This window comes from Pseudoxanthomonas taiwanensis, assembly GCF_010093135.1.
Classification (GTDB): Bacteria; Pseudomonadota; Gammaproteobacteria; order Xanthomonadales; family Xanthomonadaceae; genus Pseudoxanthomonas; species Pseudoxanthomonas taiwanensis.
The window spans coordinates 40597-60136 of record NZ_PDWK01000008.1 but is presented as its reverse complement, the minus strand read 5'-3'; the positions used below and the strand labels follow the sequence as shown (position 1 = coordinate 60136).

Annotated in this window: 23 protein-coding genes; 13 read left to right on the top strand and 10 right to left on the bottom strand. The window is 71.7% G+C overall.

Annotation, left to right across the window (positions count from 1 at the left end):
• Positions 1 to 206: 206 nt before the first annotated feature.
• The 6 genes from CR938_RS02935 to CR938_RS02915 all read left to right on the top strand — a co-directional run bounded on the left by CR938_RS02935 (position 207) and on the right by CR938_RS02915 (position 4939).
• Positions 207 to 704, top strand: a complete 498-nt coding sequence (locus CR938_RS02935; RefSeq protein WP_162123577.1) for a DUF2244 domain-containing protein — start codon at positions 207 to 209, stop codon at positions 702 to 704.
• A complete protein-coding gene (gene coxB, locus CR938_RS02930; RefSeq protein WP_162123576.1) occupies positions 701 to 1612 on the top strand; it encodes a cytochrome c oxidase subunit II in 912 nt (303 codons plus the stop codon). The genes CR938_RS02935 and coxB overlap by 4 nt, the downstream gene beginning before the upstream one ends.
• A gap of 62 nt (positions 1613 to 1674) precedes the next feature.
• Positions 1675 to 3285, top strand: a complete 1611-nt coding sequence (gene ctaD / locus CR938_RS02925; protein WP_162123575.1) for a cytochrome c oxidase subunit I — start codon at positions 1675 to 1677, stop codon at positions 3283 to 3285.
• Between the two features lie 52 nt (positions 3286 to 3337).
• Complete coding sequence (locus CR938_RS14745) at positions 3338 to 3469, top strand: hypothetical protein (protein WP_281350206.1); 132 nt, start codon at positions 3338 to 3340, stop codon at positions 3467 to 3469.
• On the top strand, positions 3466 to 4047 hold the full coding sequence (locus tag CR938_RS02920) for a cytochrome c oxidase assembly protein (RefSeq protein ID WP_162123574.1): 582 nt from the start codon (positions 3466 to 3468) through the stop codon (positions 4045 to 4047). The genes CR938_RS14745 and CR938_RS02920 overlap by 4 nt, the downstream gene beginning before the upstream one ends.
• 16 nt (positions 4048 to 4063) lie before the next feature.
• On the top strand, positions 4064 to 4939 hold the full coding sequence (locus tag CR938_RS02915; RefSeq protein ID WP_162123573.1) for a cytochrome c oxidase subunit 3: 876 nt from the start codon (positions 4064 to 4066) through the stop codon (positions 4937 to 4939).
• Positions 4940 to 5083: 144 nt separating this feature from the next.
• Here CR938_RS02915 and CR938_RS02910 read toward each other — a convergent pair whose 3' ends face one another.
• Positions 5084 to 5302: a twin transmembrane helix small protein gene (locus CR938_RS02910; protein WP_162123572.1), complete on the bottom strand. Its 219-nt coding sequence runs from the start codon at positions 5300 to 5302 to the stop codon at positions 5084 to 5086.
• Between the two features lie 75 nt (positions 5303 to 5377).
• Between CR938_RS02910 and CR938_RS02905 the strand changes: the two genes are divergently transcribed.
• The 4 genes from CR938_RS02905 to cyoE are packed head-to-tail and all read left to right on the top strand — an operon-like array spanning position 5378 to position 8817.
• Positions 5378 to 6151: an SURF1 family protein gene (locus CR938_RS02905; protein ID WP_425502413.1), complete on the top strand. Its 774-nt coding sequence runs from the start codon at positions 5378 to 5380 to the stop codon at positions 6149 to 6151.
• Positions 6148 to 6720: a hypothetical protein gene (locus CR938_RS02900; protein ID WP_162123571.1), complete on the top strand. Its 573-nt coding sequence runs from the start codon at positions 6148 to 6150 to the stop codon at positions 6718 to 6720. Before CR938_RS02905 ends, CR938_RS02900 begins: the two co-directional genes overlap by 4 nt.
• Before the next feature lie 13 nt (positions 6721 to 6733).
• Positions 6734 to 7921, top strand: coding sequence for a COX15/CtaA family protein (locus tag CR938_RS02895; RefSeq protein ID WP_162123570.1), 1188 nt, complete (start codon positions 6734 to 6736; stop codon positions 7919 to 7921).
• Complete coding sequence (gene cyoE, locus CR938_RS02890) at positions 7918 to 8817, top strand: heme o synthase (protein WP_162123569.1); 900 nt, start codon at positions 7918 to 7920, stop codon at positions 8815 to 8817. Before CR938_RS02895 ends, cyoE begins: the two co-directional genes overlap by 4 nt.
• 52 nt (positions 8818 to 8869) lie before the next feature.
• Here the strand turns inward: cyoE and CR938_RS02885 are convergent, their stop codons facing one another.
• The 8 genes from CR938_RS02885 to rpsU all read right to left on the bottom strand — a co-directional run bounded on the left by CR938_RS02885 (position 8870) and on the right by rpsU (position 15435).
• Positions 8870 to 9847, bottom strand: coding sequence for an MBL fold metallo-hydrolase (locus tag CR938_RS02885; protein ID WP_162123568.1), 978 nt, complete (start codon positions 9845 to 9847; stop codon positions 8870 to 8872).
• A 100-nt stretch (positions 9848 to 9947) separates the two neighbouring features.
• The gene (locus CR938_RS02880) at positions 9948 to 10697 is read right to left on the bottom strand and encodes a TerC family protein (protein ID WP_162123567.1); all 750 of its coding nucleotides are present in this window, start codon (positions 10695 to 10697) and stop codon (positions 9948 to 9950) included.
• Between the two features lie 79 nt (positions 10698 to 10776).
• On the bottom strand, positions 10777 to 11034 hold the full coding sequence (locus tag CR938_RS02875; protein WP_125075748.1) for a TFIIB-type zinc ribbon-containing protein: 258 nt from the start codon (positions 11032 to 11034) through the stop codon (positions 10777 to 10779).
• A 217-nt stretch (positions 11035 to 11251) separates the two neighbouring features.
• Complete coding sequence (dnaG, locus tag CR938_RS02870) at positions 11252 to 12976, bottom strand: DNA primase (RefSeq protein WP_162123566.1); 1725 nt, start codon at positions 12974 to 12976, stop codon at positions 11252 to 11254.
• Positions 12977 to 13044: 68 nt separating this feature from the next.
• Complete coding sequence (locus CR938_RS02865; RefSeq protein WP_162123565.1) at positions 13045 to 13959, bottom strand: YihY/virulence factor BrkB family protein; 915 nt, start codon at positions 13957 to 13959, stop codon at positions 13045 to 13047.
• Between the two features lie 58 nt (positions 13960 to 14017).
• Positions 14018 to 14518, bottom strand: coding sequence for a GNAT family N-acetyltransferase (locus CR938_RS02860; RefSeq protein ID WP_162123564.1), 501 nt, complete (start codon positions 14516 to 14518; stop codon positions 14018 to 14020).
• Positions 14519 to 14634: 116 nt separating this feature from the next.
• Complete coding sequence (locus tag CR938_RS02855) at positions 14635 to 15081, bottom strand: GatB/YqeY domain-containing protein (protein WP_162123563.1); 447 nt, start codon at positions 15079 to 15081, stop codon at positions 14635 to 14637.
• A gap of 138 nt (positions 15082 to 15219) precedes the next feature.
• Positions 15220 to 15435 (bottom strand): 30S ribosomal protein S21, encoded by a 216-nt coding sequence (gene rpsU / locus CR938_RS02850; RefSeq protein ID WP_162123562.1) that lies wholly within the window; start codon positions 15433 to 15435, stop codon positions 15220 to 15222.
• Positions 15436 to 15554: 119 nt separating this feature from the next.
• Between rpsU and tsaD the strand changes: the two genes are divergently transcribed.
• Entirely contained in the window at positions 15555 to 16583 is a 1029-nt protein-coding gene (tsaD, locus tag CR938_RS02845) for a tRNA (adenosine(37)-N6)-threonylcarbamoyltransferase complex transferase subunit TsaD (protein ID WP_162123561.1), read from the top strand.
• On the opposite strand, the gene CR938_RS02840 is transcribed toward tsaD, so the two are convergent.
• Positions 16572 to 17705, bottom strand: coding sequence for a glycosyltransferase family 4 protein (locus CR938_RS02840; protein WP_162123560.1), 1134 nt, complete (start codon positions 17703 to 17705; stop codon positions 16572 to 16574). The genes tsaD and CR938_RS02840 overlap by 12 nt on opposite strands.
• Before the next feature lie 54 nt (positions 17706 to 17759).
• Between CR938_RS02840 and folB the strand changes: the two genes are divergently transcribed.
• On the top strand, positions 17760 to 18125 hold the full coding sequence (gene folB / locus CR938_RS02835) for a dihydroneopterin aldolase (protein ID WP_162123559.1): 366 nt from the start codon (positions 17760 to 17762) through the stop codon (positions 18123 to 18125).
• A gap of 48 nt (positions 18126 to 18173) precedes the next feature.
• On the top strand, positions 18174 to 19457 hold the full coding sequence (locus tag CR938_RS02830) for a mechanosensitive ion channel family protein (RefSeq protein ID WP_425502414.1): 1284 nt from the start codon (positions 18174 to 18176) through the stop codon (positions 19455 to 19457).
• Positions 19458 to 19540: the final 83 nt, after the last annotated feature.

Genomic DNA, 19540 nt, shown 5'->3' with positions numbered 1-19540 from the left:
ATTCTATTCGCCGCACCACGCGGCCCCCGGGGCCGCGTGGCGGTTGCGCCTGTTCATGGAAACCGGCGGCGACGGGTGCGGGCCCGTACCCCTCTGCCACAAAACAGCCGCCGGCGCCATGCCCCCGATCAATGCAGGTTGCCGCTGGCTTTGCTCCGCGGCTACCATCAGGGCGTTTTCCGCAGACGGCAGTCGGCGGTGGCGACGTGATCGAGGTGGTGCCGTGGATGTCCGGCGACCCCGGCGCGCAGCTCAGGCTGCGCCCGCCGCGGGCGCTGACGGCCCGCCAGTTCGTGGCGCTGTTCGCCGTGCTGGCCGGGGCGATGTGGCTGGGGGCCGGGATCGGCTGGCTGGCCGGCAACGTCCTGGCCCCCGTCTTCGCCCTGCTGCACAGCGCGGGCGTGGCGGCGGCGTTGCGCTGGCTGTGGCTGAGCGGGGAACGGGGCGAGGAGATCGCCATCGGTCCCGGGGTGGTGGAAGTCCGCCGCGGGGCCGGCGCCGTGTTCAGCGCCCACCCTTACTGGGTGCGGCTGCAGGTGGAGGAGGACGGCGAACGGATCACGCTGTCTTCCAGCGGCAGGCGGGTGGAGGTGGGCGCCTTCCTGGGGCCGGCCGAACGCTCGCAGCTGGCGCGGTGCATGGGGGAATTCCTGGTGGCCGCGGCGCGGCCGCAACCGACGACGCAGACAGGGTCTAGGCAATGAGTCAAGCGAACGGGTGGTGGAAGCGGTGGTTGGCGGCGGTCGCGCTGGTGGCGGCACCGGCACTGGCCTGGGCCCAGGCGGCGGATCCGCACCGCTGGCAGCTGAACATGGGACGCGGCGTCACCGCCACCTCGCAGAACGCCTACGAGGCGCACATGGTCGCGCTGGTGGTGTGCATCGGCATCGGCCTGGTGGTGTTCGGCGCCATGGCCTACGCCATGTTCAAGTTCCGCAAGTCCAGGGGCGCGGTGCCGGCGCAGTTCAGCCACAACACCAAGGCCGAGGTCGTCTGGACCGTGATCCCGGTGCTGCTGCTGATCATCATGGCCTGGCCGGCCACGGCCAAGCTGATCGCCATGTACGACACCCGCGACGCCGAGATGACGGTCAAGGTCACCGGCTACCAGTGGATGTGGAAGTACGAGTACCTCGGCGAGGGCGTGGAGTTCACCAGCCGACTGGACCGCGAGTCCGACCGCATCCGCCAGAGCGGCGAGATCCCGGACCGCGAGAAGCACCCGTACTACCTGCTCGAGGTCGACAACCGGCTGGTCCTGCCGGTGGACACCAAGATCCGCTTCGTGATCACCGCCGACGACGTGATCCACTCCTGGTGGGTCCCGGCGCTGGGCTGGAAGCAGGACGCCATCCCGGGCCTGATCAACGAGGCCTGGACCAGCATCGAGCAGCCTGGCGTGTACCGCGGCCAGTGCGCCGAGCTGTGCGGCAAGGACCACGCCTTCATGCCGATCGTGGTCGAGGCGGTGTCCAAGGAGGAATTCGCGCGCTGGCTGGCCGCGCGCAAGCAGCAGGCCGGCGCGGCCGACGCCCCGGACGCGGAGGACGCCGGGGGCGCCGACGGGGAGGCGCCGGCCGGTGACGGGGCCGAAGCCCCGGCCCAGGCCTGACCAGGACGCAACGGCCCGCACCGCGGTCCGCCACGCAAACGCATACCAGAGGTAGCAACGCCATGGCCCACACCGCCGCCGAGCACCACGACGGACACCACCATCAGCCCGGGTTCGTCGAGCGCTGGTTCTTCTCGACCAACCACAAGGACATCGGCACGCTGTACCTGCTGTTCTCGTTCGTGATGTTCATCATCGGCGCGGCGATGAGCGTGATCATCCGCGCCGAGCTGGCCACGCCGGGGCTGCAGTGGGTCAGTCCCGAGTTCTTCAACCAGATGACCACGGTGCACGCCCTGGTCATGATCTTCGGCGGTGTGATGCCGGCCTTCGTAGGCCTGGCCAACTGGATGATCCCGCTGCAGATCGGCGCGCCGGACATGGCGCTGCCACGCATGAACAACTGGTCGTTCTGGCTGCTGCCGGTGGCCTTCAGCCTGCTGCTGCTGTCGCTGTTCCTGCCCGGCGGCGGTCCGGCCAGCGGCTGGACCCTGTACCCGCCGCTGTCGCTGCAGGGCGGCTACAACGTGGCCTTCACCATCTTCGCCATCCACGTGGCGGGCATCAGCTCGATCATGGGCGCGATCAACATCATCGCGACCATCCTCAACATGCGCGCCCCGGGCATCGACCTGCTGAAGATGCCGATCTTCTGCTGGACGTGGCTGATCACCGCCTTCCTGCTGATCGCGGTGATGCCGGTGCTGGCCGGCGCGGTCACCATGCTGCTGACCGACAAGTTCTTTGGCACCAGCTTCTTCAACGCGGCCGGCGGCGGCGACCCGGTGATGTATCAGCACATCTTCTGGTTCTTCGGCCACCCCGAGGTCTACATCATGATCCTGCCGGCCTTCGGCGTGGTGTCGGAGATCATCCCGACCTTCAGCCGCAAGCCGCTGTTCGGCTACCAGGCCATGGTGTACGCCACCGCCGCGATCGCCTTCCTGTCGTTCATCGTGTGGGCCCACCACATGTTCACGGTGGGCATGCCTCTGGGCGGCGAGATCTACTTCATGTTCGCCACGATGCTGATCGCGGTGCCGACCGGCGTGAAGGTGTTCAACTGGGTCAGCACCATGTGGAAGGGGTCGCTGACCTTCGAGGCGCCGATGCTGTGGTCGGTGGCCTTCGTGATCCTGTTCACCATCGGTGGCTTCTCCGGCCTGATGCTGGCCATCGTGCCGGCCGACTTCCAGTACCACGACACCTACTTCGTGGTCGCCCACTTCCACTACGTGCTGGTCACCGGCGCCGTGTTCGCGCTGATCGCCGCGGTGTACTACTGGTGGCCGAAGTGGACCGGCCGCATGTACAACCAGACCTGGGCCAAGATCCACTTCTGGTGGTCGGTGGTCTTCGTCAACCTGCTGTTCTTCCCGCAGCACTTCCTGGGCCTGGCCGGCATGCCGCGCCGCATCCCGGACTACAACGTGGTGTTCGCGGACTGGAACCTGGTCAGCTCGATCGGCGCCTTCGGCATGTTCGTCACGCCGTTCATGATGGCCGCCATCCTGCTGGCCTCGCTGCGCAACGGCGAGAAGGCCGAGGCCCGCGCCTGGGAGTCGGCCAAGGGTCTGGAGTGGACTGTGCCCTCGCCGGCGCCGCACCACACCTTCACCGTGCCGCCGGTCATCCGCGACGGCGACCTGGCGCACGGCGACGTGAGCCACTGAGCAACGCGTCCCGGGGTCTTGGCCCCGGGGTGCCTGGAACGAGGGGCAGGCCATGACCGCACCGCGCGACAACCACGACCTGGCGCAGCGCCGCAAGGGCGCGGTGCGCACCGCGTGGGTGGTGGGCGCCATCGCGCTGCTGGTCTACGTGGGCTTCATCCTCTCCGGGGTGCTGGGGCGATGAGCGTGCAGGACAGCTCCCGCCGCAATGCCTGGCTCAAGCCGGCCGCCGTGGCCGTGGCCGCGTTCGCCTTCAGCTTCTCGCTGGTGCCGCTGTACCGCATCGCCTGCGAGAAGGTGTTCGGCATCCGCCTGGAGCAGGGGCCCGGCCAGGTGCGCCAGGCCGGCGCCGTGCCGCAGTCGCGCACGGTGACGGTGCAGTTCGACGGCAGCGTGAACTCCAGGCTGCCGTGGAGCTTCGAGCCGGCCCAGCTGACCATGCAGGTGGTGCCCGGCCAGCTCAACGAGGCCGTGTACTACGCGCGCAACGAGGCCGACCGGCCGATCGTCGGCAGCGCGGTGCCCTCGGTGGCGCCGGCGCGCGCCTCGGGCCACTTCACCAAGACCGAGTGCTTCTGCTTCACCGCGCAGACCCTGCAGCCGGGCGAGACGCGGGAGATGCCGGTGCGCTTCATCGTCGACCCGGACCTGCCGGCCGACGTGAAGACCATCACCCTGTCCTACACCTTCTACAAGAACGATGCCCTGACCGCGCGGCTGGGCGCGGCCGGGGCGGCAAGCACGCCGCATTCGGCGCCCTGACACAACGGAAACCGCCATGGCCCAACATCCGACCGACGCCAACGTCTACTTCGTGCCGGCCAAGAGCAAGGCGCCGATCTTCGCATCGGTGTCCATGTTCGTGCTGATGATCGGCGCCGCGACCTGGATGAACGACCTGTCCTGGGGCAAGTGGGCGTTCGCCGCCGGCGTGGCGATGATGGTCGCCACCCTGTTCTACTGGTTCGGCGAGGTCGTCCGCGAATCCCAGTCCGGCTACTACAACCGGCAGGTGGACGTCTCCTTCCGGATGGGGATGATCTGGTTCATCTTCTCCGAGGTGATGTTCTTCGGCGCGTTCTTCGGCGCGCTGTTCTACACCCGCCAGTTCGCGCTGCCGTGGCTGGGCGGCGAGGGCGACGGCGTGCTGACCAACGAGCTGCTGTGGAACGGCTTCAGCGCGGCCTGGCCCACCTCCGGTCCCGGCCAGGTCGGCGGCCAGTTCCAGACCATCCCGGCCTGGGGCCTGCCCCTGATCAACACCCTGATCCTGCTCACCTCGGGCGTGACCCTGACCATCGCCCACCACGCGCTCAAGGGCGACAAGCGCGGCCAGCTGCTGTTCTGGCTCGGCGCCACCGTGGCCCTGGGCGTGCTGTTCCTGTACCTGCAGGGTTCGGAGTACATCCACGCCTACACCGAGCTGAACCTGACCCTGCGTTCTGGCATCTACGGCTCGACGTTCTTCATGCTCACCGGCTTCCACGGCGCGCACGTGGCCCTGGGCACGATCATGCTGCTGGTGATGTGGTTCCGCTCGGCCAGGGGCCACTTCACCCGCGACCGCCACTTCGCCTTCGAGGCGGCGGCCTGGTACTGGCACTTCGTGGACGTGGTCTGGCTGGCCCTGTTCCTGTTCGTCTACGTGGTTTGAGCGGCCGGCCAGCCGGCCTGCACAAGCGACGACGGGCGCCGCGCGGCGCCCGTCGCCTTTTCCGGGGCCGTACCGCCATGGGCACGGGCACGCCGGAGCCGTGGCCGGCCGGCGGCCGTGCACCGGGGAGGCGGGAGGGCCGGATCAGCCGCCCACGCCGTGCGGCTGGATCACGCCGGTCCAGATGCCGAGGATCACCAGCAGGATCAGGGCCACCGACAGGGCGATGCGGCGGGTCAGGGCATTGACGGTACGCTTGCTCTGGCCGCGGTCGACCAGCAGGTAGTACAGCGCCGACCCCAGGTTCCATATGATCAGCAGCAGGAACGCCACTATCGCCAGGGTCTTGAGCGAATCGTTCACGGGTGCGGCCTCGATGGACGCGGGCTTGTGCGCGCCATTATTGCAGGCGGCGGGCATGGCCGCGTGGAGGCGCCCGTGAGCCGGCGCCTGCCGCTGTGGGCCGGTTGGGGCCTGGCCCTGGCCGTGGCCGGCGCGTGCGCCGCGCTGGGCACCTGGCAGCTGCAGCGCATGGCCGCCAAGCAGGCCATGCTCGACGCCGCCGCCCGGGTGCTGCGCGAGCGCGACCCGCGACCGCTGGCGCATGCGGCCGATCCGGCGCGCGCGCGCGCCTACGACTGGGCGGCCGGGCGTGGCCGCTTCGCGCCGCTGCCGGCGGTGCTGCTGGACAACCAGAACCGCGCGGGCCGCCCCGGCGTGCGCGCGTACCGTGTGTTCCTGCCGGAGGACGCGGCGGCGGTGCCGCTGCTGGTGGAGCTGGGCTGGCTGCCGCTGCCGCCGGACCGGCGCCTGCCGCAGGTGGAGGCGCCGGCCCTGGCGGAGGTGCGCGGCCTGCTGCTGCCGCCGCCCTCGCCGGGCCTGGCCGCGGCGCCGCCGGCACGCCAGGACGACGGCACGCTGCTGGCGGTGGCGCTGGATCCGCCCGCGCTGGCCGCGGCGCTGGGGCTGCCGGCGCTGGCGCCGCGCGTCCTGCGCCTGGATCCGGACCTGCCGGTGGGCCATATGCGCGACCTGGAGTTGCTGCCCAACACGCTGCCGCCGCAGCGGCACCTGGGCTATGCCGTGCAGTGGTTCGGCCTGGCCGCCACGGTGCTGGCCATCGCGCTGGTGCTGACACTGCGCCGCCGCGGACGCGGTGCCGGCACGGCCACGGGCGGCGACGGCGCGGGCGTGCGAAAATCGCCGCCATGACCGTTCCCGCTTCCGACGCGGCCCGCACCCGCGGGCGCCTGATGCTGATCGCGGTGTTCGTGCTGTTCTTCGGTTCGGCGCTCGGGGCCGGCGTGCTGCGCCTGGCCGGCTGGATGCCGCCGGGCCTGAAGAACCACGGCATCCTGCTGCAGCCGCCGGTGGACCTGCGCCAGTCGCCGCCGCGGCGGGCCGACGGCGGCCCCTATGCATGGAACCCGGCCGCGCGCCCCTGGCGCATCCTCGCCGCCGCGCCCGAGTCCGGCTGCGGCGCGGACTGCGCGCAGGTGCTGGCGCAGCTGGACAAGGTCTGGCGCCTGTTCGGCCACAACGCCGACCGCGTGCAGGTGCTGTGGCTGGGCGCGCTGCCGGCCGCGGCGCCGCCGCTGCCGGAGCTGGTGCCGCTGCAGGAGGACGCGGCGCTGCGCGCGGCCCTGCCGCAGGCCGCCGCTCCGTCCGGCGTCCCCCTGTACGTGGTCGACCCCAACGGTTTCGTGATCCTGCACTATCCGCCCGGCGCCGACCCGGCCGGGCTGCGGGAGGACGTGGCCCGCCTGCTGAAGCTCAAGTGAGACTGCCTTCGCGATGAAACCCCTGGTCCGCCCGACGCTGGCCCGCCATTTCCACCGCATCGCCTGGCTGGCGGTGATCCTCACCGCGTGCGTGGTCGTGTTCGGCGCCTTCGTGCGCCTGTCCGACGCCGGCCTCAGCTGCCCCGACTGGCCGACCTGCTACGGCCGCGCCACCTGGCCGTCGGCGCCGCACGAGGCCGCCGCGCACGCGGCCAGCCAGATCCGCCCGTTCGAGACGCACAAGGCCTGGCGCGAGCAGGTGCACCGCCACCTGGCCGCCTCGCTGGGCGTGCTGGTGCTGCTGCTGGCGCTGCTGGCCGCGCGCCGGCGCCGCTTCGGCGTGGCCCAGATCCTCGGCGCCTCGGCGCTGGTGGCCGCTGCGATCCCGGCCTACATGGCCGGGCAGGTCCCGCTGGCCTTCGCCCTGGCCGGCGCCGGTGAGGCGGTGCTGCTGCTGGCCGCGCTGCGCTGGTCCAACGTGGACCTGGCGCGCGCGGCGGCGCTGACCCTGGCGGTGATCGTGTTCCAGGCTCTGCTGGGCAAGTGGACCGTGACGATGCTGCTCAAGCCCATCGTGGTGATGGGCCATCTGCTGGGTGGCCTGACCACCTTCTCGCTGCTGGTGTGGATGGCCTGGCGCGCCACCGACCTGCCGATCCGCCTGGTGGACGCCGGCGTGCTGCGCCGCTGGCTGGCCGTGGGCCTGGTGGTGCTGGGCCTGCAGATCGCCCTCGGCGGCTGGGTCAGCGCCAACTACGCGGCGCTGGCCTGCGGTGGCGGCGGCTGGACCGGCGCGCCCCACCACTACATGGACTTCCCGCGCTGTGCCGGCCACTGGTGGCCGCAGGCCGACTTCCGCGAGGGCTTCGTGCTCTGGCGCGGGATCGGCGTGGACTACGAGGGCGGTGTGCTGGACGGTGCTTCGCGCATCGCCATCCAGATGGCGCACCGCCTGGGCGCGGTGGTGGTGTGCGTGTACCTGCTGTGGCTGGCCGGGCGGCTGATGCGCACGCCGGGCATGCGCGGCTGGGCCACGCTGCTGGGCGGGCTGGTGCTGGTGCAGGTGGCGCTGGGCGTGCTCAACGTCAAGCTGGCCCTGCCGCTGGCCGTGGCCGTGCTGCACAACGCCGGCGCGGTGGCGCTGCTGTTTGTGCTGGTCACCCTGCTGGCGCGCCTGCGGGAACCCGAGCCGGTCGCATGAGTCCCGCCGTGCCCCTGTGGCGTGAGTACCTGGAGCTGACCAAGCCGCGCGTGGTCGCGCTGCTGGTGTTCACCGCGCTGGTGGGCATGTTCCTGGCGGTGCCGGGGCTGCCGCCGGCGAAGGAGGGCCTGGCCGGCCTGCTCGGCATCTGGCTGGCCTCGGCCTCGGCCGCCGCACTCAACCACCTGATCGACCAGCGCATCGACAAGCTGATGGCGCGCACCGCGCACCGGCCGCTGGCCACCGGCGCGCTGCGCCCGGCGCAGGTGCTGGTGTTCGCCCTGCTGCTGGGCGTGGCCTCCATGGCGGTACTGGTGCTGTGGGTGAACGTGCTCACCGCGGTGCTGACCTTCGCCTCGCTGATCGGCTACGCGGTGATCTACACCGGCTTCCTCAAGCGCGCCACGCCGCAGAATATCGTCATCGGCGGCATCGCCGGCGCCGCGCCGCCGCTGCTGGGCTGGGCGGCGGTCACCAACATGGAAGGCCCGTGGGACTGGCAGCACGCGCTGCTGCTGGTGCTGATCATCTTCGTCTGGACCCCGCCGCACTTCTGGGCGCTGGCCATCTTCCGCCGCGAGGACTACGCGCGCGCGCTGATCCCGATGCTGCCGGTCACCCACGGCGTGACCTACACGCGTTGGCAGATCCTGTTCTACACGGTGCTGCTGGTGGAGGCCAGCGTGCTGCCGGTGGTGTTCGGCATGAGCGGGCTGTTCTACCTGGGCGGGGCGCTGGTGCTGGGCAGCGTGTTCCTCTGGTACGCCTGGCGCCTGCTGGACCCGCCGGACGAGTTCTTCGCCATGCGCGTGTTCAAGTACTCGGTGGTCTACCTGATGGCGCTGTTCGCCTTCCTGCTGGTGGACCATTGGCTGCCGCTGCTGCGCGCGGACTGAAGCACCGCGCGGGCATGGCGGACGCGCCCGGCCGGCGCGGCCGCCACGTGGTTCACTCGGCGACCCAGGCCAGCTGCCCGGCCGCGCCGCGCTGGATGCGGCCCAGGCCCGGGAACGGGAAGTGCACCGCGTACACGCGCTCGCCGCTGCCGGCCAGCTCCTCCAGCAGCCGGGTCCGCTGCGCCGCGCCGGCGGCCGCGTCGCGGTCCCACTGCAGGGTCCACTGCGGGCGCTGCACCGAGACCACCGGGTGATGCACCACGTCGCCCACGTAGAGCAGGGTCTGCGCGTCCCTGCCGATGCGGAAGGAGACGTGGCCGGGCGTGTGGCCCGGGGTCGGCACCGCCCGCACCAGGCCGGGTACCAGCTCCGCGTCCGGGGCGAAGGTGGAAAGCTTCGGGGCGACCGCGGGCACCACCGCCGCGGCGACCTTGGCCGCCCACTCGTCCGGCCCCTTGGCCTGCGCCTGCAGATCCTCCCACTCCGTCTGCGAGATGTGCACGGTGGCGTTGGGGAAGGCCAGCGCGCCCTGCGCGTCGAGCAGGCCGCCGACGTGGTCGCCGTGGGCATGGGAGATGAACACGTCGGTGACCTGCGCAGGTTCCACGCCGGCCGCCTGCAGCGCGGCGCCCAGCGTGCCGGCGCCTTCGCCCATGAAGCGGCCGGCGCCGGTGTCGAACAGCATCACCCGCCCGCCATCGCGCACCAGCAGCGGCTGCACGCTCAGGGGCAGGGCGTCGGTCGGCAGGCGCGCGGCGGACAACACGCCGGCCACCTCGTCCGGGGTCAGGCCGACACCGAAGACCGAGTTGTCGTTGTGCACGGTGAGCCCGCCGTTCTTCAGTGCGGTGGCCTGCAGTCCGCCGATGGCGAAGTCGTGGCTGGCCGCTTCGGCGGCGGCCGTGGCCGGCGCTCCTTCGGTGGCGGCCGGGGCCTGGGGGGCGGCAGGCTGCGGCGCCTCGCGGCCGCAGGCGGCCAGCGCCGCGGCCAGGGCCACGGCCAGCAGCGGGGTGTTGCGGATGTGGATCATCGGGGGCGTTCCTCCGCGTGTGGGACCGGGCGATTCTGTGCCCGCCCGGTCGGCCGGACAAACGCGGTGCGGGCACGGGGCCCGGCGCCGCGCCGGCGGCTCAGGACGCGCGCCCGCGCCGCGCGGCGGCCTGCTGCTCGCGCCGCCGGATCCACAGGTTGATCAGCTCGACGAACACCGAGAAGGCCATCGCCGCGTAGATGTAGCCCTTGGGGATGTGCTGGCCGAAGCCGTCGGCGATCAGCACCAGGCCGATCATGATCAGGAAGCTCAGCGCCAGCACCTTGACCGTGGGGTGGCGCTCGACGAAGTCGCCGATCGGGCCGGCGAAGCCGATCATGAACACGATCGAGACCAGGATCGCGGTGGCCATCACCCAGCGCTCGTCGACCATGCCGACGGCGGTGATGATCGAGTCCAGCGAGAACACGATGTCCAGCAGCATGATCTGCAGGATCACGCCGCCGAAGGAGGTGGCGGCGCGGGCCAGGTTGGGCCCTTCCTCGGGCATGCCGGCACCCTCGATCTTCTGGTGGATCTCATGGGTGGCCTTGCCGATCAGGAACAGGCCGCCGCCGATCAGGATCAGGTCGCGCCAGGAGAAGGCATGGCCGAACAGCTCGAACAGCGGCCTGGTCAGGCCAATGATCCAGGCGATGGTGAACAGCAGGCCCAGGCGGGTGATCGCTGCGGCGGCGATGCCGAGCCTGCGCGCCCTGTTGCGCTGTTCCGGCGGCAGGCGCCCGGCCAGGATCGAGATGAAGATGATGTTGTCGATACCCAGCACCAGTTCCAGCGCGGTGAGGGTGGCCAGGGCGATCCAGATTTCGGGGTTGAGCAAGGCGTCCATGTGGGTGCGCTTCGGTCAGGCAATCGGAGGGTGCCGCGCCGCGGGTGCAGGCGGCGTCGGCGTGGATGGGGGAGGGGTATCAGAAGTCGAACAGTTCGCCCAGCAGCGACTTCGGCTTCCTGCGCCGATGGTCGCCATGCCGGGCATGGCCGCCGTCGTGTCCGGGGCCGCGCTGGGCGGGATATGCGGGTGCGGGCGCCGCCTCGGCACGGGCGAGCAGCCTGTCCAGTTCGCCACGGTCCAGCCAGACGCCACGGCAGGACGGGCAGTAATCGATCTCGATGCCCTGGCGTTCGGTCATGGCCAGGGTCACGGTGGTGCAGTGCGGGCATTGCATGGGGAGCGGGCTCCGGAAGGTCCAAGGGCCGCGGTGGAGTGGCATCGCTGGACGGATGCACCTTCGCCGCGGGACGGCGAAGGTCTTGCCCACAGGCCGGTGGCCTGCCGCCGCGCCGGGGCCTGCCGGCCCGTCATGACGACGCGTGCGTCGGGGGCTACTCCCCTTCGTGGGGCGCATCCTAGCATGGCCGGCGCGGAGCGCCGGGCGGGGACGCTCAGCCGCGCCCGGCCAGCGCCTGCAGCAGCTGGCGCAGCTCGTACTTGTCGAAACTGTCCAGGCCCTGGCTGCGCTGCTTCTGCTGCAACTCGTCGATGCGCTGCTGCAGGGTCTGCCGTTCCAGCTGGGCGATGGCGTCGTGCAGTTCGGCGGCCCAGCTGGCCTCGTCGCCGGGCAGCGCCTGCGCGGCCAGCTGGCGCAGTGCCTCGGCGTGCTCGTGCCCGGCGAAATGCTCCAGCAGCGCGCCGGTGCTGATCTCCGGGCGCCGGTGCACCACCTCCAGCAGCTCCAGCAGCAGCGGCACGCCCGGCTGGCGCAGGCTGGCGAAGCGGTAGGGGCGCTCCACGCTCAGGCCCAGCGAGGGCTGCTGCAGCAGCAGGGCCATGGCGCTGCGCACCAGGCTGCGCTTGCGCGTGGGCGTGCGCGGCCGCGCCGGCGGGCGCGGCGGCGCGGGTGCGGCCACGCCGGCCGTGCCCACGCCGGTCAGGCGCTGCAGCTCCTGGCGCATCAGGTCGGCAAAGGCACCGTCCGGCAGCTGCGCCAGCAGCGGGCGGGCGCGCTCGGCCAGGCGCGCGCGGCCGTCCAGCGTGCCCAGGTTGATGTCCCGGCCCAGCTCGTCGAAGAAGAACCGCGACAGCGGCGTGGCCTGGGCCAGGCGCGCGTCGAAGCCGGCCGCGCCCTCCTTGCGCACGATGCTGTCCGGGTCCTCGCCCTCGGGCAGGAACAGGAAGAAGGCCTGGCGGCCGTCCTTCATCCGCGGCAGCACCGATTCGACCGCGCGCCAGGCCGCGCGCCGGCCGGCGGCGTCGCCGTCGAAGCAGAAGTACACGTCCGGGGCATTGCGGAACAGCAGCTCGGCGTGGTCCGGCGTGGTCGAGGTGCCGAGGGTGGCCACCGCCTGGGTCACGCCGAACTGGAACAGGGTGACCACGTCCATGTAGCCCTCGACCACGATCAGCCGTTCCAGCTTCGTGTTGGCCTGGCGCGCCTGCCACAGGCCGTACAGCTCGCGGCCCTTGTGGAACAGCGCGGTCTCCGGCGAGTTGAGGTACTTGGGGCTGGCGTCCCTGTCCAGCACGCGGCCGCCGAAGGCGATCACCCGCCCACGGCGGTCGTGGATCGGGAACATGATCCGGTCGCGGAACTTGTCGTACACGTGCCCGCGCTCGTTGCGCGAGAGCATGCCGGTGCGTTCCAGCAGCCTGAGCCGGCGCTCGTCCGTGCCCAGCGCGTCCTTCAGGCTGGAATAGCCGTCCAGGGCGTAGCCGATGCCGAAGCGCGCGCAGGTGTCGGCGTCCACGCCGCGGCCCTCCAGGTAGGCGCGCGCACGCGGGCTGTCGGCCAGCTGGCGCTGGAACAGCCTGGCCGCCGCCTCCAGCGCCGCGTACTGGTCGCGCAGGTCGCTCTCCTGCGGGCCCTGGCGGGTGTCCCCGGGCAGCTCCATGCCAGCGCGGCGCGCCAGTTCCTCGACCGCGTCGAGGAACTCGAGGCGGTCGTAGTTCATCAGGAAGCTGATCGCCGTGCCGTGCGCGCCGCAGCCGAAGCAGTGGTAGAACTGCTTGGTCGGGGAGACGTAGAACGAGGGCGTGCGCTCGTCGTGGAACGGGCAGGGCGCGGCGTACTCGCGGCCCTTGCGCTTGAGCGGCACCCGCGCTCCGACGATCTCGACGATGTCGGTGCGCGCGAGCAGCTCGTCGATGAACGCGTCGGGCAGGCGGGCCATCGCAATAGCATGCCATCGGCGCGGGTTCCTGGCCCCGTCCGCGTGGCGGGCGCTGCCCGCCGCGGGCCTCAGGCCCCGGCCTGCGTGCCTCCGTCCGCGGAGCCGGTGCCGAGCCCGGCCTGGCGCAGGCGCCGGCGGGCATGGGCGCGTTCGTCGATCACCGCGGTCACCAGCGCCCCGGCGAAGAACACCAGGGCCGCGTAGTACATCCACACCAGCAGCAGCACCAGCGCGCCCATCGAGCCGTAGGCGCTGCCCGGCGCGGCGCGTGCCAGGTACAGGCCGATCAGGTAGCGGCCCAGGGCGAACAGGCCGGCGGTGATGGCACCGCCCAGCCAGGCCTGGCGCCAGGCCACGCGGCGGTCGGGCAGGTAGTGGTAGAGGAAGGCGAAGGCCAGCGCGTACAGCAGCAGGGTGGTCAGGTAGCCGACCGCCGGCAGCAGCGAGGGGATGCGCGCGAACACCAGCTGCAGCGCCGTGGTGGCGATCATGGACACGATCAGCAGGAAGCCCAGGGCCAGCACCACGCCCAGCGAGAACACCCGCTTGCGCAGCCAGGCGCCCAGCCCGCCGAGGCGCTCGCCGCCGGTTCGGAACACCAGGTTCAGCGCGCCCTGCAGCTGGGCGAAGACCACGGTGGCGCCCAGCAGCAGCAGCGCGGTGCCGGCCAGCCCGGCCAGCGAGCCCACGTCCGGCTGCGCGTCGGCGTTGCGGATGACGGTGGCAGCCACCTCCGCGGCCTGCGCCCCGGCCAGGGCGCCGATCTGCTCCACCAGCGCCTGCTGCGCCGGCGGGTAGAGCGAGGCGGTCAGCCACAGCAGCAGCACCAGCAGCGGGGCCAGCGACAGCAGGGTGTAGAACGACAGCGAGGCGGCCTGGGTCATCAGGTCGGCCTCGACGAAGCGTTTGAGCAGGGCCACGGGCAGGCTTTCCTGCAGGCGCTGCAGGTGCCGGCGCAGCTTGTGTGGCGAGGGACGGGGCATGCGGGCACGCTCGCGGTGGCGTGCCCAGCTTGTCGGCGGCCGCGTGGCCGGTGCGTGATCAGCCGCCGGCCCGGGCGGCCAGCGCGCGCAGCGCCTCGCCGTCCACCCGCTGCACCGTCCACCCGTCCATCGGCCGTGCGCCCAGGCTGCGGTAGAAGTCGATGGCCGGCCTGTTCCAGTCCAGCACCGACCACTCGAAGCGGCCGTAACCGCGTTCCACCGCCAGCGCGGCCAGGCGGGTCATCAGCCGGCGGCCGATGCCGCGGCCGCGGAAGTCCGGGCGCACGAACAGATCCTCCAGGTACAGGCCGGGCCTGCCCAGGAAGGTCGAGAAGGAGACGAAGAACAGGGCGAAGCCGGCCACATGGCCGTCGCATTCGGCCAGCACCACCTCGGCGGCCGGGCGCGGGCCGAACAGGGCCGCCTCCAGGTCGGCGGCGGTGGCCACCATCTCGTGGGCCAGGCGCTCGTATTCGGCCAGGCCGCGGATCAGTTCGAGGATGGCCGGCACATCGGCCGGGACGGCCGGGCGCAGGCGGATGGCGTGGGAGTCGGGCATCGGCGCAACCCTGTGGGAGAGGAAGCGCATTGTCGCCGGCCCGCCGGGGCGGCCGGCAAGCGCCGGCCGGAGGGCTTCGGCGGAGGGCCGGGTGGCCCGCCGCCGCGGGCGCGCATTCAGCCGGCCAGCTTCTGCTTGACCAGCTTCGAGACCACGGCCATGTCGGCCTGGCCGGCCAGCTGCGGCTTGAGCACGCCCATCAGCTTGCCCATGTCGGCCGGGCCACTGGCGCCGGTCTGGGCGATGGCCGCCTCGATCGCGGCCAGGATCGCCGCCTCGTCCAGCTTGGCCGGCAGGTAGCGCTCGATCACCGCGATCTCGGCGCGCTCGACCGCGGCCAGGTCCTCGCGGCCTGCGCTCTCGTACTGGGCCACCGAGTCGCGGCGCTGCTTGACCATCCTGTCGAGCACGGCCACCACCTGGGCGTCGTCCAGGGTGGTCTGCTCGTCCACCTCCTTCTGCTTGATCGCGGCGTTGATCAGCCGGATCACGCCCAGCGTGTCCTTGTCGCCCGCCTTCATGGCGGCCTTCATGTCGTCGGTCAGTCGCTGCTTGAGGCTCATGGAAACACCTTGGTGGTACGGGGGAGTGCGGCGGGCCTGCCACAGGTCAAACGCGAAAAGCCGGCCACGCGCGAGCGTGCCGGCTTCCGTGGGGTGCCGCGCGGCCGGCAGGCGGCGCGCGGCGATCCCGGGCTGGGCTCAGTACAGGCGCTGACGCTTGGTGACGTCGCGCGCCATGCGGCGCAGCTGGCGCTTCACCGCGGCGGCCGCCTTGCGCTTCCGCTCCTGGGTCGGCTTCTCGTAGTACTCGCGCTTGCGGGTCTCGGCCAGGATGCCGGCCTTTTCGCAGGTACGCTTGAAGCGGCGGAGCGCAAACTCGAACGGCTCGTTCTCGCGGACTTTGACGCTGGGCATGGAATCTCCGGTGGCAAAATACCGGGCATGGCCCGGGTGAGCCGCGTATGATAGCCACCTTCCGGGGCCGGTCGCAAGACGCCGCCCCGGCCCCGTTCCGCTTCCCGTCCCCCGGTCCCATGCGCGTGCTCGGCATCGAAACCTCCTGCGACGAAACCGGCGTGGCCGTGTACGACACCGGCGCCGGCCTGCTGGCGCACGCGGTCTACAGCCAGATCGCCCTGCACGCCGAGTACGGCGGGGTGGTCCCGGAGCGGGCCAGCCGCGACCACGTGCGCAAGCTGCTGCCGCTGGTCCGCCAGACCCTGGCCGAGGCCGGCCTGGCACCGGGCGACCTGGACGGCGTGGCCTATACCGCCGGCCCCGGCCTGGTCGGGGCGCTGCTGGTCGGGGCCGGCGTGGCCCGGGCGCTTGCCTGGGCGCTGGAGGTGCCGGCGATCGGCGTGCACCACATGGAGGGCCACCTGCTGGCCCCGCTGATGGAGGACAACCCGCCGCAGCCACCGTTCGTGGCCCTGCTGGTGTCCGGCGGCCACACCCAGCTGGTGGCGGTGGAGGCCATCGGCCGCTACCGGCTGCTGGGCGAGACCCTGGATGACGCCGCCGGCGAGGCCTTCGACAAGACCGCCAAGCTGATGGGCCTGCCCTACCCCGGCGGCCCGCAGCTGGCGGCGCTGGCCGAGCAGGGCCGGCCGGGCGTGTTCCGCTTCGCCCGGCCGATGACCGACCGGCCCGGCCTGGACTTCAGCTTCAGCGGGCTGAAGACCCAGGTGCTGCTGGCCTGGCAGCAGTCCGACCGGTCGGCGCAGACCCGGGCCGACATCGCGCGCGGCTTCGAGGACGCGGTGGTCGAAACCCTGGCGATCAAGTGCGAGCGCGCGCTGGACGCGGCCGGCAGCGACGTGATCGTGGTGTCCGGCGGCGTCGGCGCCAACCGCCGCCTGCGCGCGCGGCTGCAGAAGATGGCCGCGGCCCGCGGCGGCCGCGCCTGCTTCCCGCGCCCGTCGCTGTGCACCGACAACGGCGCCATGATCGCCTTCGCCGGCGCGCTGCGCCTGCAGGCCGGCCAGCACGACGGCGCCCAGGTGAGGGTCGCCGCGCGCTGGGACATGGCCGCCCTGCCGGCGCTGGCCGCCTCAGGCGCGTAACAGCCCTTCGAACAGCGCCTGCCAGCGGGCCATCACCGCCTGCTCGGAGAAACGCGCGACGTTGCGGTGGGCGGCGGCGCCCATCGCGTCGCGCAGCGACGGATCCGACAGCAGCCGGTCCAGCGCCGCGGCCATGCCTTCGATGTCGCCCGGCGCGACCAGGAAGCCGTCCTCGCCGTGGGTGACGATTTCCGCCGGGCCGCTGCGGCAGTCGCTGGCCACCACCGGCAGGCCGCAGCTCATCGCCTCCAGCAGTACCATCGCGAATCCCTCGTACTGCGAGGACAACGCCAGCACGCTTGCCTGCATCAGCGCGCCGGGCACGTCGCGCACGGCGTCGTCCAGGGTGACCTGCGACTCGATCCCCAGCCTGTGCGCGAGCCGGCGCAGGTCGTCCTTGCCGCCCGGGCCGACGATGCGCAGGGTCGCATCCGGATGGCGTGGCGCCACCCGCGACCACGCTTTCAGCAGGCGGTCGAAGCGCTTCTGCCGGGTATTGCGGCCAAGCGCGATGACCTGCTTCGAATCCAGCGGTGCGCGCGTGGGGCAGACGAAGCTGGCGGCGTTGGGGATGGAGGTGATGTTGGGGAGCCGGCCCCAGGCCTCGGCATCCTGCGCGGTCAGGGTCACGAAGGCGTCGTAGCCGCCGATCAGGCGGTAGTCGGCGTGCTTGTAGAGCCGGCACAGGGCGCGTCCGGCGGCGGTCCGCTCCAGCCGGTACATGTGCTGCGCGCTCTTGTGCTTGGCGAAATGCAGCTCGCCGACCTTGCAGCACGCATGGCGGGTACGCGGCAGGTGGCGCGAATACTCGTCGAACATCGAGATCGCGATGTCCGGCTGGAACTGCGTGAGCCAGCGGTCGGCGGCGGCGACGAACGCTTCGACGTTGCGTCCCTTGCGCAGCTTGTTCGCCAGGCCCTTGCGGTAGATCCGCTGCAGGCCGAGGTTGTGGTGGCGCACCTGCGCGGGAAACGGGAAGAACGGCTCGCGTCCCTGCGGATCGACCAGCGACACCACATGCACCTCGTGTCCCTGCGCGCACCACCAGGCGCACTTGTTGGAGAGCACGCGCTCCATGCCACCGGAAGCGGTCGCATCCTTGAGGAAATAGGCCAGTTTCATTCGGTGCCGTCGCCCTTGGGCTAGAATCCTGAGCCCGTATTGTCGCAGCATCCAATGGACAAGGTATTCATCGAGGGCCTGGAGATCGAGGCGCTGATCGGCATCTACGACTGGGAGCGGCGCATCCGCCAGCCCCTGTGCTTCGACCTGGAGATGGCCTTCGACAACCGCCGCCCGGCGGCCACCGACGACATCGCCGACACCCTCGACTACAAGGCGGTCAGCAAGCGCCTGATCGAGTACGTCGAACAGTCGGACTTCGGCCTGGTGGAGACCCTGGCCGAGCGCTGCGCCGAACTGGTCATCCGCGAGTTCGGGGTGCGCTGGGTGCGGCTGAAGCTGAGCAAGCCCGGCGCGGTGCGCGGCGCGCGGGCGGTGGGCGTGGTGATCGAGCGCAGTGCGCCGGCGAAGGAGTCGTAAGTGGTGTGGGGTGTATCGACTGCGGGTGACTGGACCAGCCTGATCGGGCTGCATGGGGTGAGGGACCTGCTGGCGCCTTGGCCCTGGGCCTGGCCGGCCCTGCTGCTGGCGCTGCTGCTGGGCGCCGCGGCCATCGCGAACTTCGTCACCAAGCGCATCCTGCTGCGCGGCCTGCGCCGGTTGCTGGCGATGCTCGCCAGCCAGACAGGCAAGGCCGGGATCGCCGACATGCGGGTGATCCCGCGCCTGGCCAACGTGGTGCCGGCGATGGTGATCTCCTCCGGCATCGGCTGGATCCCGGACCTGCCGGCGGCCCTGGTGGCCTTCGTCCACGGCGCCTGCCAGGCCTGGGTGGTGCTGACCCTGGCCCTGGCCTTCTCGCACGCGCTGGACGCGGTCAACGACCTGTACGAGCGCCGCCCGGACGCGCGCAACAGGCCGATCAAGGGCTTCCTGCAGGTGGCCAAGATCGTGATCTTCGCCCTGGCCGGCCTGTCCATCGTCGCCACCCTCGCCGGCGTGAAGCTGACCCACCTGCTCACCGGCCTCGGCGCGGCCACCGCGGTGCTGATGCTGGTGTTCCAGGACACCCTGCTGTCGCTGGTGGCCAGCGTGCAGATCAGCAGCGACGGCCGCGTGCGCATCGGCGACTGGATCGAGATGCCCAGCCAGAACGCCGACGGCGATGTCATCGACATCGCCCTGCACACGGTGACGGTGCGCAACTGGGACAAGACCGTCACCACCATCCCGACCAAGAAGCTGATCAGCGAGTCGTTCAAGAACTGGCGCGGGATGCAGGAATCCGGCGGACGCCGGATCAAGCGCGCGCTGTACCTGGACCAGACCAGCGTGCGCTTCCTGGACGAGGCCGAGCGCGCCCGCCTGCGCCGCTTCGTGCTGCTGCGCGAGTACCTGGAGCACAAGGAGCGCGAGCTGGCCGAGTGGAACGCCGGCCTGGGCGAGGACGGCCGGCTGCCGTTCAACGCCCGCCGCATCACCAACCTCGGCACCTTCCGCGCCTACGTGGAGCGCTACCTGCGCCGCCATCCCGGCGTGCACCAGGACATGACCCTGCTGGTACGGCAGCTGCAGCCCACCGCCGAGGGCCTGCCGCTGGAGATCTACTGCTTCACCAACGACACCCGCTGGGCGGTGTACGAGGGCATCCAGTCGGACATCTTCGACCACCTGCTGGCGATCCTGCCGGAATTCGGCCTGCGCGTGTTCCAGAACCCCTCGGGCGGCGACTTCCGCGCCCTGGCCGGGCCGCGCGGCAGCCTGGACGCCGAGCCGCGCGACCGGGCACAGGACCAGGGGCTGCCGGCCTGAGCCGGGCCGGCGGCGGGCGCGTGCCGGCGCGTTCACTGGCCGGCCCCGGTGCGGGGCATAGAATCCCCCTGCACAGCGGAACA

What these genes read in the sequence shown, in the direction of transcription:
- CR938_RS02840 (WP_162123560.1), bottom strand. Translation starts at nt 17,705, where the DNA reads ATGAAACTGGCCTATTTCCTCAAGGATGCGACCGCTTCCGGTGGCATG.
- CR938_RS02920 (WP_162123574.1), top strand. Translation starts at nt 3,466, where the DNA reads ATGAGCGTGCAGGACAGCTCCCGCCGCAATGCCTGGCTCAAGCCGGCC.
- CR938_RS02915 (WP_162123573.1), top strand. Translation starts at nt 4,064, where the DNA reads ATGGCCCAACATCCGACCGACGCCAACGTCTACTTCGTGCCGGCCAAG.
- CR938_RS02880 (WP_162123567.1), bottom strand. Translation starts at nt 10,697, where the DNA reads ATGGACGCCTTGCTCAACCCCGAAATCTGGATCGCCCTGGCCACCCTC.
- rpsU (WP_162123562.1), bottom strand. Translation starts at nt 15,435, where the DNA reads ATGCCCAGCGTCAAAGTCCGCGAGAACGAGCCGTTCGAGTTTGCGCTC.
- CR938_RS02895 (WP_162123570.1), top strand. Translation starts at nt 6,734, where the DNA reads ATGAAACCCCTGGTCCGCCCGACGCTGGCCCGCCATTTCCACCGCATC.
- dnaG (WP_162123566.1), bottom strand. Translation starts at nt 12,976, where the DNA reads ATGGCCCGCCTGCCCGACGCGTTCATCGACGAGCTGCTCGCGCGCACC.
- tsaD (WP_162123561.1), top strand. Translation starts at nt 15,555, where the DNA reads ATGCGCGTGCTCGGCATCGAAACCTCCTGCGACGAAACCGGCGTGGCC.
- CR938_RS02875 (WP_125075748.1), bottom strand. Translation starts at nt 11,034, where the DNA reads ATGCAATGCCCGCACTGCACCACCGTGACCCTGGCCATGACCGAACGC.
- CR938_RS14745 (WP_281350206.1), top strand. Translation starts at nt 3,338, where the DNA reads ATGACCGCACCGCGCGACAACCACGACCTGGCGCAGCGCCGCAAGGGC.
- CR938_RS02865 (WP_162123565.1), bottom strand. Translation starts at nt 13,959, where the DNA reads ATGCCCCGTCCCTCGCCACACAAGCTGCGCCGGCACCTGCAGCGCCTG.
- CR938_RS02855 (WP_162123563.1), bottom strand. Translation starts at nt 15,081, where the DNA reads ATGAGCCTCAAGCAGCGACTGACCGACGACATGAAGGCCGCCATGAAG.
- folB (WP_162123559.1), top strand. Translation starts at nt 17,760, where the DNA reads ATGGACAAGGTATTCATCGAGGGCCTGGAGATCGAGGCGCTGATCGGC.
- ctaD (WP_162123575.1), top strand. Translation starts at nt 1,675, where the DNA reads ATGGCCCACACCGCCGCCGAGCACCACGACGGACACCACCATCAGCCC.
- coxB (WP_162123576.1), top strand. Translation starts at nt 701, where the DNA reads ATGAGTCAAGCGAACGGGTGGTGGAAGCGGTGGTTGGCGGCGGTCGCG.
- CR938_RS02885 (WP_162123568.1), bottom strand. Translation starts at nt 9,847, where the DNA reads ATGATCCACATCCGCAACACCCCGCTGCTGGCCGTGGCCCTGGCCGCG.
- CR938_RS02860 (WP_162123564.1), bottom strand. Translation starts at nt 14,518, where the DNA reads ATGCCCGACTCCCACGCCATCCGCCTGCGCCCGGCCGTCCCGGCCGAT.
- cyoE (WP_162123569.1), top strand. Translation starts at nt 7,918, where the DNA reads ATGAGTCCCGCCGTGCCCCTGTGGCGTGAGTACCTGGAGCTGACCAAG.
- CR938_RS02900 (WP_162123571.1), top strand. Translation starts at nt 6,148, where the DNA reads ATGACCGTTCCCGCTTCCGACGCGGCCCGCACCCGCGGGCGCCTGATG.